Here is a 17,372-nt window from a genome sequence, read left to right as displayed (position 1 = left end):
CGGAGCCGCGCCATGACGCCGCCGCAGCTCAAGACCCTGCTGCTCGATGCGCGCCTGCCGCGGCTGGAGGTGCGCATGCTGCTCGAGCACGTGCTGGGCAAGCCGCGCGCCTGGCTGCTGGCGCATGACACCGATGCGCTCGCGCCGGAAGTCGCGGCCGCCTACGAGGCGCTGGCGCAACGCCGCCTGGCCGGCGAGCCCATGGCCTATCTGGTGGGCCATCGCGAGTTCATGGGCCACCGCCTGCGGGTCACGCCGGACGTGCTGATTCCGCGCCCGGACACCGAGGTGCTGGTGGAAACCGCGCTGGAATGCCTGGCCGGCCTGTCCGCGCCAGCGGTGCTGGACCTGGGCACGGGCAGCGGCGCGATCGCGATTTCGATCGCGCTGGCGCGCCGCGACGCGCGCGTGATGGCTTCGGACGTCAGCGCGGCCGCGCTGGCGGTGGCGGCGGGCAACGCCTGGGACCTGGCGGCCTCGGTCCGGCTGGTCGAGGGCAGCTGGTACGAGGCGGTGCCGGCGGGCGAGGGTTTCGACCTGATCGTGTCCAACCCGCCGTACGTGGCCAGCAACGATCCGCACCTGGAGCAGGGCGACGTGCGCTTCGAGCCGCGCGGCGCGCTGACCGACGGCGCCGGCGGCCTGCAGGACCTGTCCCGCATCGTGCAGGGCGCGCGGCGCCACCTGAAGCGCGGCGGCTCGCTGTGGCTGGAGCATGGCTGGGACCAGGCGCAGGCGGTGCGCGACATGCTGGCCGCCGCTGGATTCGAGGCCGTGCACAGCCGGCGCGACCTGGCCGGCATCGAGCGCATCTCCGGCGGCCGGCTCCCCGCCTGAACGATACCCCGGGCCGCTCCCGGGGTATCCGGGCGATTTTTCCCGCTGTACCTATAATTGACGTATTCCCCTACGCCTGTCCAAGAGACCACCATGAGCGACGTTCAAGAATTCATCCGCGAAACCGTGACCCAGCACCCCGTCGTGCTGTTCATGAAGGGCACCGCCCAGTTTCCGCAATGCGGCTTTTCCGGCAAGGCCATCCAGATCCTGAAGAGCTGTGGCGTGAAGAAGCTGGTCACGGTCAACGTGCTGGAGGACGAGGAAGTCCGCCAGGGCATCAAGGAATTCTCCAGCTGGCCCACCATTCCGCAGCTGTACGTGGGCGGCGAATTCGTCGGCGGCTCGGACATCATGAATGAGATGAACGAGTCCGGCGAACTGAAGACCCTGCTGGAGCAATCCGGCGCAATGGCCTGAGCAAGCCCGTGCGGCGGCTGGTCATCGGCATCACGGGCGCCACCGGGGCGCTCTACGCGGTGCGCATGCTGCAGGCGCTGCGCGGCGTGGACGACGTGGAGACGCATCTGGTGGTGTCGGCGTCCGGCGTGCTCAACATCAAGCACGAGCTGGACGTCAGCCGCCACGACGTCTACGCCCTGGCCGATCACGTGCACAGCGTGCGCGACGTGGGCGCCACGCTGGCCAGCGGCGCGTTCCAGACCGCCGGCATGGTGATCGTGCCCTGTTCGATGCGCACGCTGGCGGCCGTGGCCCACGGCCTGTCGGACAATCTCATCACGCGCGCCGCCGACGTCACGCTCAAAGAGCGGCGGCGCCTGGTGCTGATGGTGCGTGAAACCCCGTTCAACCTGGCGCACCTGCGCAACATGACGGCCGTCACGGAAATGGGCGGCATCGTCTTTCCGCCGCTGCCGGCCTTTTATCACCGCCCCGCGTCCATCGAGGAAATGGTGGATCACACCGTGGCGCGCGTGCTGGAACTCTTCGATATCGCCGTGCCCGGCCCCCACTGGGAAGGCATGAAGTAGGTCCTACTGGACCAGGCCCAATCCGTTCAGCGCCGCCAGGTTCTCCGGCCATTGCCGGGCCCTGGCATTCTGCAGTTCGATGCGCGCCCAGGCCATCCATCCGGCCCATTCGATGCGCTTGTCCCAGGCCGTGCCCCAGGCCTGCAGGGCCGCGAGGCCGGCGGCGGCATGCGCCTGCGCGGCGTCGAAGTCGCCCGCGGTCAAGGCCAGCTGCGCGAGCAGCAGGCGCGGCTCGCCCACCCAGGGGTTGTGCGCCACGGCGGCTTCCAGCAAGTGGCGCGCGCTGTCCATTTCGGTCATCGGGTGCATGCGGGTCACGACCTGCCAGTACAGCGCGCTGGCGGCGGCTTCGTCGCGCGGGCTGAGGGTGGCGCGGCAGCCGTCGAACGCGGGCGGGACCGGAATGCCGGTGTCGGCGGGCATGCGCGACAAGGGCGCCAGCAGGTGCGACAGCATGGACAGGATGTTCGACGGCGGCTTGAGCGGACCGGGCCACATCGAGGCGGCCCAGTTCGTCTTCAGGTCGCGGCGCTGCTGCTGCGGATAGCCGGCGAAGATCTCGTCCTGCCAGCTGTGCCATTGCTCGCCGATGTCGGCGGCCGACACGACGATGAAAGCGGCGACCTGGCGCGGCGTGAGCGCATAGACCTGGCCGTCCGCGCCTTCGAGCTTCAGCCCGTCCGGGCCCGCGCCCTGGCCTTGCAGGATGGCCTGCACGAACTTCGTGCGCGGCATGGCGCAGAACAGGCTCACCCATTCCTCGGCCTCGGCGCCCAGCGCCTCGCGCAGCGTGCTGCGCTCGCGCTCGCGGTCGAACAGGGTGAGGTCCACGTATTCATTGCCGTAGACGCTGTGGAACAGGCCCAGCAGGCGCACTTCGCGCGGCTGGTTCCACAGCGCCAGCGTGCGGTAGACGCCCAGCAGGTGGTGCTTGAAGGTGCCGGCCTTGTGCCAGTCTTCGCCGGCGCTACGGGCGAACAGCAGGTCCAGCAGGGCGGGCAGGTCGGCGTCCACGGCGGCGTAGTGGTCGGAGAGCAGGGCGCGCGCGTGGGGGTGGAGTTCTGTGGTGGCGGACATGGGATCGCGATGAATGAAAGCAAGCCCGTATTGTGTCCGGATGCCGCCGGCTTGTCATGGCGCGCGGCTTTATATCGTAATTCGCATATCAATATGAATATTCATCGCTTCCGGTTTTGAAGCCCGCTCACTAGAATGCGGGGTCTTTCCTACCGACTTTGCGAGACTTGTATGCGCCTACGCCATTTCCTGGCCGTTTTCACCGCCCTGGCGGGCTTTGCCGGCACCCAGGCCATGGCGCAGGACGCCGAACTGACGGTGGGCGTGACCGTCGGCCCGCACGCGCAGATCGGCGAGGTCGCGCAGCGCGTGGCGGCCAAGGACGGGCTGAAGGTCAAGCTGGTGGAGTTCAGCGATTTCATCCAGCCGAACGCCGCGCTGGACGCCAAGGAGCTGGACCTCAACATCTACCAGCACAAGCCCTTCCTGGATTCGCAGAACAAGGCGCGCGGCTACAAGCTGGTGCCGGTGGCGACTGCCGTGGTGCAGCAGATGGGCATCTATTCCAAGCGCCTGAAGTCGCTGGACGAGCTGCCGCAGGGCGGCAAGGTGGCCATCCCGAACGATCCCACCAACGGCGCGCGCGCCCTGCTGGTGCTGGCCGCCGCCAAGCTGATCACGCTCAAGGACGGCGTGACCGTGACGGCTTCGCTGTTCGACGTGGAGCAGAATCCGAAGAAGCTGAAGTTCATCGAGATCGAGGCCGCGCAACTGCCGCACTCGCTGTCGGACGTGGACGCGGCCGCGGTGAATTCGGCCTACGCGATCCCGGCCGGCCTGTCGCCGGCCAAGGACGCGCTGGCCCTGGAAAGCAAGGACGCGCCCTTCGCCGCGGTGGTGATCGCGGCCCGCGAGGACAACAGGAACGACCCGCGCGTCGCGCGCTTCATCAAGGCCTACCAGTCGGACGAGGTGAAGGCCTTCGTCGCCCGGCAGTTCCCCGGCGCCTATTCGACCTCCTGGTAAGCCCGCCGTTTACGCGTACTTGCCGGTAAGTCCGCCGTCCACGACCAGTTCCGTGCCGGTGATGTAGGACGCTTCATCCGACGCCAGGAACGCGACGGCATTGGCCACTTCCCACGGCGTGCCCATGCGCCCCATCGGGACCTGCTTGTCGCGCGCCGCGCTGGCGGCCTTGGCGTCGGCGTCGAACATGCGCGCCACATTCTTCGCCACGCGCGGCGTGTCGATCAGGCCCGGAATCACGGTGTTCACGCGGATGCGGTCGGCGGCGTATTGCTGCGCGGCCATGCGGGCGAAGTGGATCACGGCCGCCTTGGTCACGCTGTACGCCAGGTGCGGATAGCCCGTGTAGCGGATGCCGGCCACCGACGAGACAGTGACGATGGCGCCGCCGCCTTGCCCGCGCATCAGCGGGGCCAGCAGCCGCGTGGCGATGAGCAGGCTGGTCACGTTGACCTGCTGGATGCGGTCCCAGTCCTGCAGCGAGATGTCCTCGGGGCCGCCGACCTTGCCGATGCCGGCGTTGGCCTGCAGCACGTCGATGCGGCCATAGCGGCGCAGCGCCGCGTCCACCGCGGCCTGCATCGCGTCCGGATCGGCGACGTCGGCCTGCACGGGCAGGGCGCTGCCGCCGGCCAGCTCGACTTCGTGGGCCGCGTCTTCGGCCGCTTCCATGCTGGCGTCCAGCGCGACGATGGAGGCCCCCTGGCGCGCCATGGTCACGCAGCTGGCCTTGCCGATGCTCCAGCCGGCGGCCGAGGCGCCGGCGCCGGCCACCAGCACGATCTTGCCCGCCAGGCGGGTGTCGTTGACGGCGGTCATGACTGTTCCCCGCCTTGCTGGTGCGACTTGCCCGCGCCCACGTACGGAATGGCGTGGTCGATGGTTTCCCAGATATAGCGGCCCGAGGGGCTTTGCTGTTCTTCGGCCACGTGCGACACCAGGCCGGCGGCGCGCGAGATCACGGCGAAGCCGCGCATCAGGTCGGTGGGCACGCCGATCTCGCTCAGCAGCGCGGCCACCGCGCCGGTGGCGTTGATGGTGATGTGCTTGCCGTAGGTGGCGTCGATGGCCGAGGCCAGCAGGCGCAGCGCCTTGAGCGAGTCTCCCGGCAGATCCGGCTCGGCCTCGGCCAGCGCCAGCAGCTTGATCGAGCGCGGATCGTCCGGCTTGTGCAGATGGTGGCCGAAGCCCGGCAGGGGGCGGCGCGACTCGCGGAATTCGCGCGCGATGGCCAGCGCCTCGGCCTCGCCGTCGGCGGCCTGGCGGATGCGGTCCAGCAGGCGCGAGCAGTTCTCCATGGTGCCGACGAACTGGCTGCCCACCGCCATCAGCCCGGAGGCCACGGCGCCCTGCAGGTTTTCCGGCGCGCTCATGTAGATCAGGCGCGTGGTGATGGCGCTGGGCGTCAGGCCGTGTTCCATCAGCGTGACCAGCACCGCGTCGACGATGCGCAGGTCCACCGGGCGCGCCTCGCGGCCCAGGATCTGCATGATCATGACTTCGGTGAAGGTCTTCTTGCCGATCAGGTCCTCGACCAGATCGACGTCGCGGTAGGACATGCCGGTGAGATGATGCGCGCACAGGCGGGTTTCGGGCGTTTTCATGCTGTCTCCTTGAGGGCCGCGTCGCGCACGGCGTTCTTCAATACCTTGCCCACGTTGGAGCGCGGCAGGCTGTCATGGATATGGAACTGCTTGGGCGTGGCCACCGGCCCGAGCAGGCCGCGCACGTGCGCCTTGAGCTCGTCGGCGCTGGCCCGCGCCCCGGGATGGAACTGGACGGCGGCGTGCACGGCCTCGCCCCATTTGTCGTCGGGCAGGCCGAAGACCGAGCATTCGTACACGGCGGGATGCGCCGACAGCGCATTCTCGACGTCCACGGGATAGATGTTGAAGCCGCCGGTGATGATCACGTCGCGCAGGCGGTCTTTCAGGAACAGGTAGCCGCGCGCGTCGATCAGGCCGGTGTCGCCGGTATGCAGCCAGCCGTCGACGATGGTCTCGGCGGTCTTTTCCGGCAGGCGCCAGTAGCCGGACATCATCAGGTCGCCCTGCACCACGACTTCGCCGATTTCGCCGCGCGGCAGCAGCGCGCCGTCCGGTCCCATGATGGCCACGTCGCTCAGCCAGGTGACGCGCCCGACCGAGGCGCGGTTCTCCGGCGCTTCGAGGTCGGCGGGGCGCAGCACGGTGACGATCTGCGGCGCTTCGGTCTGGCCGTAGGTGGTGCCCAGCACCGGGCCGAAGAAGGCGCGCGCCTTGTCGATCTTTTCGACGGGCATGGGCGCGCCGCCATAGATCAGGTTGCGCAGGCGCGGAAAGTCCGCGCGCGAGACGCCCGGCTGCGCCATGATCATGTAGATCAGCGTGGGCGGCATGAAGCACAGCGTGCCGCCGCGTTCGCGGAAGGCGGCGGTGATGCTGGCCGGGTTGACGGTGTCGAGCAGCAGATGGGTGCCGCCCTGGGCCAGGACCGGCAGCAGGTAGGTGCCGGTGCCGTGCGTGACGGGGGCGGCCACGACGTAGCGGTCGTCCTCGGTCAGTTCCCAGCTGGCGATCTGGTTGACGATGCCGGCGTTCCAGGCGTGGTACGGCTGCATCACGCCCTTGGGCAGCCCGGTGGTGCCGCCGGTGAACTTGATGGCCTGGGTGGCGTCGCGCGGCAGCGCGTGCCACACCGGCGTGCGTCCGGCGTTGCTGGCCAGCAGGGCGTCCAGGGCCAGCGGCGCCGAGCCGTCTTCCAGGTGGATGCGATGGCGGCCCTGGGCCTCGGGCGCCAGGGGCGCGCCCACGCCGTCCACGATCACGATGGACGGCTCGGTGGCCTCCAGGATGCGCCCGATCTCGCGCTCGGTGCTGCGGTAGTTCAGCGGCACCCAGACCTTGCCGCTGGCCAGCACGGCCAGCAGCGCCAGGATGTGCCGCGCGGAATTGCCGGCGCAGATCGCCACGCGGGTCTGCGGCGCCGGGTCCAGCTCCTGCAGCGCGGCCGCCAGGGCGCGCACTTCGGCGGCCAGCCGGGCATACGTCGCCTGGCCCTCGGGGCCGTCCAGCGCGATGCGGTCCGGATGGCGTTCGGCGGCGCGGAAGAAGAAATCGATCGGGTACACCTGTGCTCCTTGGTCTTGATAAGGCCTAGTTGGCCTTGATGTCGGCGCTCTTGATGACGGCGCCCCACTTGTCGATTTCGCTGGCGATCTTCTTGCCGAACGATTCGGGCGTATTGGGGGGCTGCGGCGCATAGAAGCCCGACTGCTTGTAAGAGGCCTGCAGCGCCTGGCCGACCAGCGCCTTGTTCAGCGCCTGGTTGAGGCGGTCGATGACCGGCTTGGGCGTGCCCGCGGGCGCGACCAGGCCGAACCAGGATTCCACGTCGAAGCCGGGCAGGCCGGATTCGGCCAGCGTGGGCGTATCGGGCAGCGAGTCCAGGCGCTGCGGCGACGTCACGCCGATGGGGCGCAGCTTGCCGGCCTGCACGTGGGGCAGCGACGAGGGCAGGTTGTCGAACATGGAGTCCACCTGGCCGCCCAGCAGGTCGGCCACCGCCGGGCCGCTGCCGCGGTAGGGCACGTGCAGGATGTCGGCGCCCGTCTTCATCTTGAACAGTTCGCAGGACAGATGGATGGACGAGCCGGTGCCCGAGGACGCGCAGGTCAGCTTGCCGGGATTGGACTTGGCGTAGGCGATGTATTCCTGCACCGTCTTGACCGGCACCTTGGGGTTGACCACCAGGATGTTGGGGATGGTGGCCAACAGGCCGATGGGCTCGAATCCCTTGACGAAATCGTAGTTCAGCTGGCTGTAGAGCGTGCGGTTGATGGTGTTGGCGATGGAGCCCACGTACAGCGTGTAGCCGTCCGGCGCGGCGCGCGAGACGATTTCCGCGCCGATGTTGCTGTTGGCGCCGGTCTTGTTCTCGATCACGAAGGGCTGGCCCAGCTCCTCGGCCAGTGATTTGGCCACCAGGCGCGCGACGATGTCGGTGGCGCCGCCGGCGGCATAGCCGACCACCAGCGTCACCGGGCGTTCGGGATACTGGCCCGCCAGGGCGGGGGCCGCGAACATCGTAGTCAGGGCAGCCGCCGCGGCCCACCGCTTGCTGAAAATCTTCATTGTTGTCTCCGTCCTGTGTTGTCTAGAATTTGGACAGTTCTTTGCCTGTCCCGCCCCATAATGGGCTTTGATAGGGTCCCCATCAACGCAACTTGTCCAAAAATTGAACAAAACGGAACCGGAATCGGAAGGCTCGGGCCCGCGCGTGCTGCGCCGCGGCCTGCGCGTGCTGGGCGTGCTGCGCCAGGCCGGGGCGGCGGGCATGCACGTGGTCGACATCGCGCGCGCCGCCGGCATGCAGCGCTCCACTGTCTATCGCTACCTGGACGTGCTGGTGGAAGAGGGCTATGCGCTGCGCGAATCGGAGGCGCCGCGCTGGCGCGTGGCCGAGCTGGGCGTGATGATGGCGGGCGATCCCCATGCGCAGGCGGTGCGCGGCCTGCGGCCGGTGCTGCGCCAGATCAGCGACGTGAGCGGCGATTCGGTATTCCTGATCTGCCGGGCGGGCAGCGATTCGCTGTGCCTGCACCGCGAGGTCGGGAACTACCCCGTGCAGGTGCTGGCCGTGACGGTGGGGCATCGCCAGCCGCTGGGCGTGGGGGCGGCCGGGCTGGCGCTGCTGGCGGCGCTGCCGCCGGACGAGGCCGAGGAAGTGATGGCGCAGAACGAACGGGCGCTGCGCGCCTACGGCGGCATGACGGTGGCGCAGATGCGCCGCCTGGTGGAGAACACCCGTGGCCGCGGCTGGTCGGTGGTGGGCAACTCGGCGGTGCCCGGCGTGCTGGGCGTGGGCGTGGCGCTATGCGACGCCGGCGGCTATCCGCGCCTGGCGGTCAGCGTGTCCAGCCTCATCGACCGCATGCAGGCGCAGCGCCAGCGCAGCATCGCCGACCTGATCCGCGCGCAGCTGGCGCCCGTGCCGATGTTCTAGGCGAGCGCCGGCTCGGGCACGCGGTAGGTCTTCTGGTAATGCACGGTGAACGTCCGGAAGGCCTCCAGCGCCTTGTGCGGATCGTGGCCGGGCTTGACCAGGAAGCTGTCGAAGCCGACCCGCGCCTGGTAGTGGATGGTGTCGATCATCACGTCGCCGACCGCGCGCAGCTCGCCCTGCCAGCGATAGCGGGTGCGCAGCAATTGCGCCAGCGAATAGCCGCGGCCGTCGGTGTAGACCGGAAAGTCCACCGCAATGAAGGCGATGCCGGCGGGGTCCAGCACGCCGTCGGCATCGGCCAGCTCGCGCAGGTCGGCGTCCGGCTCCAGCAGGATCGCGACCGGGTGGCGGTGGCGGCGCAGCGTGGTGCGCGAGGTCTTCCAGACCGCCAGCGGCACGATCCAGCCCGGCTCGTCGCCGGGCACCTGGCCTTCGGCGGCCACATCGGGTTCGGGCACGAACGGGCGGGACGTGTCGGCCTCCAGCCGGCCGCCGCGGATCAGGTGCGGGCCGGGAGCGTCGTGGGCGTAGATCTCAGACATGGGCGGGTTGCTCGATGGGCGCGGGTTTGGCGAAGGCGGGGTCCGAATACACGTCCTGCTTGAACGGCTCGATCCCGACGCGGTCGACCACGTCGATGAAGCGTTCCGCCTCGCTGTCGCGCAGGCCCAGGTAGGTGCGGATCAGGCGGTCGACCACGCCGGCGACCTGGTCGCGCGCGAAAGACGGGCCGATGATGCGGCCGATCGCGGCGCCGCCGCCGCGCGTGGATTCGATGTCGGGCAGCGGCTTGGCCGCGCCGTTCTGGCGTCCGCCTATGGTGACCTGGTACCACTCCTCGCCGGCCTTGTCGACGCCGAGGATGCCGATATGCCCCACGTGATGGTGGCCGCAGGAGTTGATGCAGCCCGAAATGTTCAGGTCCAGCTCGCCGATCTCGAACAGGTAGTCCAGATCGTCGAAGCGGCGCTGGATCGCTTCGGCCACGGGGATCGACACGGCATTGGCCAGCGCGCAGAAATCCCCGCCCGGACAGGCGATGATGTTGGTCAGCAGGCCGATGTTGGGCGTGGCCAGGTTGAGCGCCTCCAGCGCCTTCCACAGATCGTGCAGGCGCGCGCGGCGCACGTCGGCCAGGATCAGGTTCTGCTCGTGCGAGACGCGCAGCTCGCCGAAGCCGTAGTCGTCGGCCAGGTCGGCCACCGCGTCCATCTGGTCGGCGGTGACGTCGCCCGGCGGCACGCCGGTGGCCTTCAGCGACACGGTGACGGCGGCGTAGCCGGCCACTTTGTGCGGATGCACGTTGGTGCGCAGCCAGCGGGCGAAGCGCGGGTCGGCGGCCGCCTGCGCGGCGGTGTCGTCGGGTTCCTGCGCGGCGGCGGCGTCGTACTGCGGCCACACGAAACGCGACTTGATGGTGTCGACGAATTCCTGCGTGATGGTGTCCGGCCCGCCCTTGATCAGCTGCCACTGTTCATCGACCTGCTGGGCGTAGACCTCGGGAGTCAGGTCCTTCACCAGGATCTTGATGCGCGCCTTGTACTTGTTGTCGCGGCGGCCGTGCAGGTTGTAGACGCGCAGCGCCGCCTGCAGGTAGGTCAGCAGGTCCTGCCATTCGACGAAGGGATTGATCAGCTTGCCGACGATGGGCGTGCGGCCCAGGCCGCCGCCGATCCAGACGCGAAAGCCCAGCTTGCCGTCGCGCTCGACCGCCTGCAGGCCGATGTCGTGCACGCCGACGGCCGCGCGGTCCTGCACCGCGCCGCTGACCGCGATCTTGAACTTGCGCGGCAGAAAGGCGAATTCGGGGTGCAGCGTGGACCACTGGCGGATGATTTCGCACCAGACCAGCGGATCGACCAGCTCGTCGGGCGCGACGCCGGCGAAGTGATCGGTGGTGGTGTTGCGGATGCAGTTGCCGCTGGTCTGGATGGCGTGCATCTGCACCGTGGCCAGTTCGGCCAGGATGTCGGGCACGTGCTCCAGCCTGGGCCAGTTGAACTGGATGTTCTGGCGCGTGCTGAAATGGCCGTAGCCGCGGTCCCACTTGCGCGCGATGTGGGCCAGCGTGCGCAGCTGGCGCGAGGCCAGCATGCCGTACGGGATGGCCACGCGCAGCATGGGCGCGTGGCGCTGGATGTACAGCCCGTTCTGCAGGCGCAGAACGCGGAATTCGTCTTCGGTGAGCTGGCCGTCGAGAAAGCGGCGCGTCTGGTCGGCGAACTGCGCGACGCGCTGCTCGACGAGCTGCTGGTCGACGGGGTCATACACGTACATGTCACTGCCCTTGAAGTCTTCTCGGTCTGGGCCCCTCTGGCCGGTCGGCGCAAAGCGCGAGGGGTTCATAACCGTAGCAGGCAGCCGCCGGGGCCGTCTAAGTCATTGTGGTAATAAGGTAATGTCGCGGCAAGGCGATGGGTTGCGCGCGTTCGATATCCGGTTTTTTGCGCAAGGATTCTCGCGCTGCACCCATCCTACGAAGGCCTGGTCGTAGGATGGGTGCAGCGCGAGACTTCCTGTGCAAGAACTTAACCATCGAGCGCGCGCAACCCATCGGCCACCCCACCTTCCGCATCGTAGCCCCCGCCCGCCCCACACCAAAGACTCCCCGCAGCACGCATTTGACCCTGCGCAAGCAACCTGCCTGCGCCTTATTCGACCGACGGCGACGCGCCGATGCCGCGCACGATGTGCTCCAGCAGTTCGCGCGCGGCCGGGGAAATGTGGCGGCCGGCGCGGCTCAGTACCTGCAGGCTGCCCTGGTTCAGGATGGGGTTGGCCAGCGGCAGGCTGGCCAGGCGCCGGGCGCGCATGTCGGCCGTGACCGCGATGGGCGGGGTCAGGGCATAGCCGATGCCGGCGGCGGCGAACTGCCACAGCGCCTTGAACGAGGAGGTGGTCAGCACGTTGCGCAGCCGCACCTGCTCGCTGATCTCGGCGGCCTGGATGTGCTGGCGCACGCCGAAGCCTTCCTGCATCGCGGCCCCGGGATACTCGGCCAGGTCGGTCAGCAGCAGGGGGCGGCGCAGGCGGGCCAGCGGATGGTCCTGGCGCACGATGGCGCGGATCGGCTCGGGGCGCGCGTAATGGGCGCGCAGCCGGGCGTCGTTGGGCGGCTGGAACACCAGGCCGATATAGGCGCGGTCGTCGACGATGCGCTGCACGATCTCGGAGGTGCGGGCCACGTCGATGTCCAGCGTGACTTCCGGATGGCTGCGCCAGTAGCCGGGCAGCACCTGGTCGAACATCAGCTCGACGAAGCCTTCGCCCAGCACCAGGTCGATATGGCCGCGCTCGGCGTTGCGCAGGCTGTCGATCTCGGAGAAAAAGCTCTCCTGGATGTTCTGCTGGCGCTTGACGTAGCGCGCCAGGATGTGGCCGGCGTCGGTGGGCACCACGCCGCGGCCGCGGCGTTCGAACAGCGTCATGCCGCAGTCGCGCTCCAGGGCGGCGATGGCGCGGCTGACCGCCGAGGGGTCCATGTCCAGCGCCTCGGCGGCGCCGCGCACGGAACCCCGGCTCATGACCTGCATGAAGTAATGGGTTCGTCGGGCGTCCAGTTTTTCGTCCATGGCGGCGGGAAGTGCGGCGGCAGGTCCACAGGTCGATGCTAGGGTTTACCCTTGCTTTATCCGGGATCATGCAAAATTTTCCCTGGAAAAGCATATGTGTTGCATTTTACGCAACGCTTGGACGCTTGTCCTGTCATGGTTGCATGCCAGCCCCGGGGCGAAAATCGGCCCTGCCGCGCGCAACGCCGGCGCTAGCGGTCCGGCCAACCGTCGCCGCGACCCATTCACGTTCACCAGGGGAATCCGATGTCTCTAGCCAGCGCCAGCCTGGCCGCGCCCACCATGCCGCTTTCCAGCCGCATCCGCATGCTTGCCGCCATCTTGCTGGTGGTGGTGATCGCCGAAGCGATCGGCAGCCTGACGTTCACGGTGGGCCCGGGCAAGATCATCCTGCAGCCGATGCTGTGGGCCATCTTCATCGGCGCGATCGTGGCGGCCCTCGGCCAGCGCCTGCCCGCCGCCGCCGGCGTCGACACCGCCATGCAGACCCGCATCAGCGGCTATCTGCAATATGCGCTGCTGCCGTTTCTGGCCAAGCTGGGCCTGATGGTCGGCGGCGCGCTGCCGCAGGTGCGCGAAGCCGGCTGGGCCCTGGTGTTCCAGGAGTTCGGGCATTTCTTCGGCACCATGGCCGTGGGCCTGCCGCTGGCGCTGCTGCTGGGCATCAAGCGCGAGGCCATCGGCGCCACTTTCTCGGTGGGCCGCGAGCCCAGCCTGGCCATCATCGGCGAGCGCTACGGCATGAACTCGCCCGAAGGGCGCGGCGTGATGGCCGAGTACATCACCGGCACGGTGATCGGCGCGCTGTTCGTGGCGCTGATGGCCGGTTTCATCACCAGCCTGAATATCTTCGACCCGCGTTCGCTCGCCATGGGCGCCGGCGTGGGCTCGGGCAGCATGATGGCCGCGGGCGTGGGCGCGATCGCCTCGCAGCAGACCCCCGAGATGGCGCACCAGGTGGCCGCGCTGGCGGCCGCCGCCAATCTGCTGACCACGGTGGTGGGCGTGTACTTCACGCTGTTCATCTCGCTGCCGACCACCATTTTCCTGTACGGCAAGCTGGAGCCGGTGCTGGGCCGCTTTTCGCGCGGCAAGGCGCCGTCGGCCGTCGAGGACGGCGTGTCCGAAGACGCGCCGGTCCACGGCGCCAAGCTGGGCTTCGGCGACCGCCTGACGGCCTACATCGTGTGCGGCCTGTTCGCGCTGGTGGGCAACCGCCTGGGCTATGGCGTGCCGTTCGCCGACGCCCTGCCGGGCATGGCCATCATCGTGCTGCTGGTCGTCATTACCGACCTGGTGCTGCGCGTGGTGCCCAAGCTGCCGGCCGTGTTCGTGCTGTCGGTGATCGCCATGACGGCGGGCTGTCCCGGCGTGCTGCCGTACTCCGACCAGATCATCGCGATGGTCGGCAAGGTGAATTTCCTGCCCTTCACGACCGTGATCCTGGCGATGGCCGGGCTGTCCATCCTCAAGGACCTGCCGGCCTTCCGCAAGCTGGGCTGGAAGATCGTGGTGGTGTCCCTGGCCGCCAACGCCGGCACCTTCCTGGGCGCGACGATGATCGCCGAGTTCTTCCACTAAGACCAAGGCTGAGGCGCGAAGCCCGGACGGTAGCGCGCCTGGTCGGTGGCGTTTTCCGTGGCGCCGATGCTGGCGACCTTGGGCACGGCCGCGCCCATGGCCTTGGCGGCCGCGGCGGCCTGCCATTCCTGCACTTGCGGGTTGCCCATGGCCAGGCGGTAGGGCTGCAAGGGCGCCAGGCCTTCTATGGTGCCCCAGTCGTTGGCCCGGGCCGCCGCCTCGGCAGGCGCGGCGGCGTAGTCGGCGATGGCGCGGCGCATGCGCGCCTCGGCGTACTGGTCGCGCAGCAGGTCCGGGTCGGGGCGCGGCGCCATGCCGGCGATGGGGGCGGGCGGCGCCTGGCCGCGGCTGCGCGCAGGCTGCGGGGCGGGTGGGCTTTCAGCCGCTTCAGCCGCCCGAGGCGTCGCCCAGGCGGGCCGGGTCTCGTCGATCAGCGGCACGCGCGCCGGGTAGGGCGCGGCGACGCGGGCAATGGCGGGGATCGCTACAATGTCCATGCGAGGCTCCCTGTCGTGGCCGGTCCGCGGGCGGGCCGGTTCAGCGGGTCACAAGTCCAATGTAGCAGGAAACGCCCCGGCGCTCCGGGGCCGCGGCTCATTCGACGATGCCGGTTTCCAGGCAGGGATTGAATTCGCCCGTCTTGGGATCGCGCAGGAACAGCACGCCGGTGGCCACGCCGAAATAGGTGCCGTGCAGCTCCAGCTCGCCCTTCTGCACGCGGCGGCGAATGGACGGGAACGTCATCAGGTTCTCCAGGCTGTGCTCGACCGTGGCCAGCTCCAGGCGCTTGAGGTTGGCCTGGCGGTCGCCGGTGGCCGGGCCGAGGCGTTCGGCCACGGGCTCGATCTGCGACATCCACTTGCCGATGAAATCGCCCTTGGACAGCGGCTTGGCGCCGTCGAAGAAGGAGCGGATGCCGCCACAGGAGGCGTGGCCCAGCACCACGATGTGCTTGACGTTCAGGCCGTTGACGGCGAATTCGATGGCGGCGCTGGTGCCGTGGTAGGAGGATTCGGTGTCGGGGTCGCAGGGCGGCACCAAGTTGGCGACGTTGCGGATCACGAACATTTCGCCGGGGCCGGCGTCGAAGATGACTTCGGGCGAGACGCGGGAGTCGCAACACCCGATGATCAGGATTTCCGGGCTTTGCCCAATTTCGGCCAGTTTCTGGTATCGGCTGCGTTCCGAGTGGAAACGGCCTTTCAGGAATGATTGATAGCCTTCAGAGAGTCTTTTTGGAAACATGATCTTTTCTTCCTCGTTGCGCCGACATACGCGACAAGGGGCTTCGTTGGAAGCCCCTTTTATCGAGTCGACAGCCGTGATTTTCCCACACCTGGACCCGCGCCACGGCCGCTAAACCCTGATGAAATCAGGGTTTTTGGCGGCGGGCTGGCCGGCTAGCGGGCGTCCACGTCCAGCGCCGTGACGCGGGCGAACCGCAGCGGCGTGACCGCCCGGATCGGCTTGATCTGACCGGGCGCAAGCGGCCCCGGCACATCGTTGCGCAGGCGGCCCACTTCGCGGCCCTGCTCGTCGTACAGCACGAAGGTCAGCCAGACGCCGTCGATGGCGCGGTCGGACTGGTTGGCCAGCAGGCCGGTGATGGCCGAGAGGTTCTGGTTGACGTCGCGCACCGCCTGGACGTTGCCCAGCGTGACGCCATAGACGAGATCCTGCGCGCCGGCCGCAAGAGGCAGGCCGGCGAGCAGTGCGCAGGACACGAGTACGGATTTCATGGCGCTCTCCTGTGCGGCCGGGACGGATTGCGCCTATCTCACACCTTTCCGGGCGCGGACACAACAGGGCAAAGGTATGAATCGCCGCCTTGGCGATTCTTGACTTTCCGGGATCTTGCGGCGGCGTCCGGTTTGTTCGATGATGACCGGGCCGGCGATTGGGCCGGCGGATCGAGCGGTCCGCGTCGCGCCTGACCCCGAGGCGCGCGGACGCCCAAGGGAGGAACCATGCTTTCCCGTACCAGCCAGTTTGCTTCTGCCATCCTGTTGTCCGCCTGTTTCGCCGGCGCGTCCTGGGCCCAGACGCCGGCCGCGACCACGCCCGCCAAGACCCCTACGCCGCAGCAGCAGCGCATGACGGACTGCAACAAGTCCGCCGAAGGCAAGAAGGGCGACGAGCGCAAGGCCTACATGAGCAGCTGCCTGAAGGGCGAGACCGCGCCGGCCAAGCAGCTCACGCCGCAGCAGCAGAAGATGACGGACTGCAATGCGAAAGCCGGCGAGCAGAAGCTCACCGGCGACAAGCGCAAGGCCTTCATGAGCACCTGCCTGAAGGGCTAGCGCCGCGGCTCGGCGCCTCGGCCTACACCGTCGCGACCGGCGTCACCGGCGAACCGATGGCGTGCGGCAGGCGCAGCGGCGGCGCCGTCAGCATGAAGCGGTGGCGGCCGTTGGCGTGCAGCCAGTCGGCCAGCTCCTTCAGGTACCACAGCTCCGCCAGGGGCAGGCCCAGCTTGAACAGGCAGTGGTGGTGCAGCGGCAGCATGGCGCGCGGCCCGCTTTTTTCGCGGGCCGGGTAGGCCTCGACCGCGTAGTTGTCGGCGCAGATGGCGGCGATGCCGCTGTCGGTGATCCATTGCAGCAGCGCCGCGTCGGTGCCGTCCAGCGCGGCGCCGTAGCCGTGCAGCACTTCGGCGTCGGGCTTGCCGTTCATGGCGACGACCGCTTCGGCGTAGCCGGTGCGCAGCACCAGCATGTCGCCGGCCTCGATCTCGATGCCGTCGGCCTCGAGCGCGCGGATCAGTTCCGCGTGGCCGATCAGCGTGCGCCCGGGGCCGTAGTGGCGCAGCAGGTCCACCAGCACGCCGCGGCCCTGCATGCCTTTCTGGGCCAGGTTTTCCACGCCCAGCTTCAGCGCCGCCGAGGGGCCGCCGCTGTTGCAGCCGCAGCCGGTGTGGTCGCCGTCGGCCGGGCCGATCACGTCCACGCCGGCCTGGTAGCCGTTGTAGTAGCGCAGTTCCGGCTTGCCGTCGCCGTCGGCGTCGAACAGCGCGCCGACGTGGGCCAGCGCGTCCCACTGGGTGGAGTACTGCATGGACAGCAGCACCTGGTCGTCGCTCAGCACGTCCACGGCGTCCGGGTTGACGTTGCGCAGCGGAAAGTTCAGGTACGGCGTGTCCGCCAGGCGGGTGGGGCTGAGCTGCGGCGGATGGCGCCGCGGGTTGAGCACGTTGCCGCCCGGCAGGTCCAGCGGCAGCGACAGGCAGAAGGTCTTGCCGGCGCGGATTTCGCGCGCGCCCTTGAGGACCTGTTCTTCGGTGATGAGATTCAGGCGGCCGAGTTGGTCGTCGGGCCCGAAGTCGCCCCAGTTGGAGCCTTCGGGCCGCTGTTTCCAGCGCTGCATG

Annotated in this window: 19 protein-coding genes; 7 read left to right on the top strand and 12 right to left on the bottom strand. The window is 68.8% G+C overall.

From position 1 onward, the window contains the following. Positions 1 to 12 precede the first annotated feature (12 nt). The 3 genes from prmC to A6B37_RS20670 all read left to right on the top strand — a co-directional run bounded on the left by prmC (position 13) and on the right by A6B37_RS20670 (position 1,829). Positions 13 to 837: a peptide chain release factor N(5)-glutamine methyltransferase gene (gene prmC, locus A6B37_RS20680; protein ID WP_102775667.1), complete on the top strand. Its 825-nt coding sequence runs from the start codon at positions 13 to 15 to the stop codon at positions 835 to 837. 93 nt (positions 838 to 930) lie between these two features. Continuing rightward, positions 931 to 1,257 (top strand): Grx4 family monothiol glutaredoxin, encoded by a 327-nt coding sequence (grxD, locus tag A6B37_RS20675; RefSeq protein WP_102775668.1) that lies wholly within the window; start codon positions 931 to 933, stop codon positions 1,255 to 1,257. 8 nt (positions 1,258 to 1,265) lie between these two features. Continuing rightward, complete coding sequence (locus tag A6B37_RS20670; protein ID WP_102775669.1) at positions 1,266 to 1,829, top strand: UbiX family flavin prenyltransferase; 564 nt, start codon at positions 1,266 to 1,268, stop codon at positions 1,827 to 1,829. A 3-nt stretch (positions 1,830 to 1,832) separates the two neighbouring features. Here the strand turns inward: A6B37_RS20670 and A6B37_RS20665 are convergent, their stop codons facing one another. Then, positions 1,833 to 2,906, bottom strand: a complete 1,074-nt coding sequence (locus A6B37_RS20665; protein WP_111826789.1) for a DUF6817 domain-containing protein — start codon at positions 2,904 to 2,906, stop codon at positions 1,833 to 1,835. A gap of 171 nt (positions 2,907 to 3,077) precedes the next feature. Between A6B37_RS20665 and A6B37_RS20660 the strand changes: the two genes are divergently transcribed. Next, positions 3,078 to 3,872, top strand: a complete 795-nt coding sequence (locus A6B37_RS20660; RefSeq protein WP_102775671.1) for a MetQ/NlpA family ABC transporter substrate-binding protein — start codon at positions 3,078 to 3,080, stop codon at positions 3,870 to 3,872. A 9-nt stretch (positions 3,873 to 3,881) separates the two neighbouring features. Here the strand turns inward: A6B37_RS20660 and A6B37_RS20655 are convergent, their stop codons facing one another. Genes A6B37_RS20655 through A6B37_RS20640 form a run of 4 tightly spaced genes read right to left on the bottom strand, consistent with a single transcriptional unit; the run spans position 3,882 to position 7,984 of the window. Next, positions 3,882 to 4,691 (bottom strand): SDR family NAD(P)-dependent oxidoreductase, encoded by an 810-nt coding sequence (locus tag A6B37_RS20655; protein WP_102775672.1) that lies wholly within the window; start codon positions 4,689 to 4,691, stop codon positions 3,882 to 3,884. Next, entirely contained in the window at positions 4,688 to 5,476 is a 789-nt protein-coding gene (locus A6B37_RS20650; protein ID WP_102775673.1) for a citryl-CoA lyase, read from the bottom strand. Before A6B37_RS20650 ends, A6B37_RS20655 begins: the two co-directional genes overlap by 4 nt. After that, positions 5,473 to 6,981, bottom strand: coding sequence for an AMP-binding protein (locus A6B37_RS20645; RefSeq protein WP_111826788.1), 1,509 nt, complete (start codon positions 6,979 to 6,981; stop codon positions 5,473 to 5,475). The genes A6B37_RS20650 and A6B37_RS20645 overlap by 4 nt, the downstream gene beginning before the upstream one ends. A 25-nt stretch (positions 6,982 to 7,006) precedes the next feature. After that, positions 7,007 to 7,984 (bottom strand): tripartite tricarboxylate transporter substrate binding protein, encoded by a 978-nt coding sequence (locus A6B37_RS20640; protein ID WP_111826787.1) that lies wholly within the window; start codon positions 7,982 to 7,984, stop codon positions 7,007 to 7,009. Between the two features lie 103 nt (positions 7,985 to 8,087). On the opposite strand from A6B37_RS20640, the gene A6B37_RS20635 reads away from it, so the two are divergent. Further along, a complete protein-coding gene (locus tag A6B37_RS20635; protein ID WP_102775676.1) occupies positions 8,088 to 8,855 on the top strand; it encodes a helix-turn-helix domain-containing protein in 768 nt (255 codons plus the stop codon). Here A6B37_RS20635 and A6B37_RS20630 read toward each other — a convergent pair. The 3 genes from A6B37_RS20630 to A6B37_RS20620 form a co-directional block, all read right to left on the bottom strand. After that, positions 8,852 to 9,397, bottom strand: coding sequence for a DUF934 domain-containing protein (locus tag A6B37_RS20630; protein ID WP_111826786.1), 546 nt, complete (start codon positions 9,395 to 9,397; stop codon positions 8,852 to 8,854). The genes A6B37_RS20635 and A6B37_RS20630 overlap by 4 nt on opposite strands. Then, positions 9,390 to 11,132, bottom strand: coding sequence for a nitrite/sulfite reductase (locus A6B37_RS20625; RefSeq protein WP_111826785.1), 1,743 nt, complete (start codon positions 11,130 to 11,132; stop codon positions 9,390 to 9,392). The genes A6B37_RS20630 and A6B37_RS20625 overlap by 8 nt, the downstream gene beginning before the upstream one ends. 374 nt (positions 11,133 to 11,506) lie before the next feature. After that, positions 11,507 to 12,427, bottom strand: coding sequence for a LysR family transcriptional regulator (locus A6B37_RS20620; RefSeq protein ID WP_111826784.1), 921 nt, complete (start codon positions 12,425 to 12,427; stop codon positions 11,507 to 11,509). Positions 12,428 to 12,673: 246 nt separating this feature from the next. On the opposite strand from A6B37_RS20620, the gene A6B37_RS20615 reads away from it, so the two are divergent. Then, a complete protein-coding gene (locus A6B37_RS20615; protein ID WP_102775680.1) occupies positions 12,674 to 14,008 on the top strand; it encodes a DUF3100 domain-containing protein in 1,335 nt (444 codons plus the stop codon). Here the strand turns inward: A6B37_RS20615 and A6B37_RS20610 are convergent. The 3 genes from A6B37_RS20610 to A6B37_RS20600 form a co-directional block, all read right to left on the bottom strand. Further along, on the bottom strand, positions 14,005 to 14,505 hold the full coding sequence (locus A6B37_RS20610) for a hypothetical protein (RefSeq protein WP_111826783.1): 501 nt from the start codon (positions 14,503 to 14,505) through the stop codon (positions 14,005 to 14,007). The genes A6B37_RS20615 and A6B37_RS20610 overlap by 4 nt on opposite strands. A gap of 97 nt (positions 14,506 to 14,602) precedes the next feature. Next, positions 14,603 to 15,253: a carbonic anhydrase gene (locus tag A6B37_RS20605; RefSeq protein ID WP_102775682.1), complete on the bottom strand. Its 651-nt coding sequence runs from the start codon at positions 15,251 to 15,253 to the stop codon at positions 14,603 to 14,605. A 155-nt stretch (positions 15,254 to 15,408) separates the two neighbouring features. Then, positions 15,409 to 15,747: an FxLYD domain-containing protein gene (locus A6B37_RS20600; RefSeq protein ID WP_102775683.1), complete on the bottom strand. Its 339-nt coding sequence runs from the start codon at positions 15,745 to 15,747 to the stop codon at positions 15,409 to 15,411. Positions 15,748 to 15,975: 228 nt separating this feature from the next. On the opposite strand from A6B37_RS20600, the gene A6B37_RS20595 reads away from it, so the two are divergent. Next, the gene (locus A6B37_RS20595; RefSeq protein WP_111826782.1) at positions 15,976 to 16,308 is read left to right on the top strand and encodes a PsiF family protein; all 333 of its coding nucleotides are present in this window, start codon (positions 15,976 to 15,978) and stop codon (positions 16,306 to 16,308) included. 22 nt (positions 16,309 to 16,330) lie between these two features. On the opposite strand, the gene A6B37_RS20590 is transcribed toward A6B37_RS20595, so the two are convergent. Then, complete coding sequence (locus tag A6B37_RS20590; protein ID WP_111826781.1) at positions 16,331 to 17,371, bottom strand: cyclase family protein; 1,041 nt, start codon at positions 17,369 to 17,371, stop codon at positions 16,331 to 16,333. Between the last annotated feature and the right edge of the window lies 1 nt (position 17,372).

Source organism: Achromobacter sp. HZ01, assembly GCF_003267925.1.
Lineage (GTDB): Bacteria > Pseudomonadota > Gammaproteobacteria > Burkholderiales > Burkholderiaceae_B > Achromobacter > Achromobacter pulmonis_A.
The sequence above is the reverse complement of the archived record's forward strand: the minus strand, read 5'-3'. Positions and strand labels throughout refer to the sequence as shown.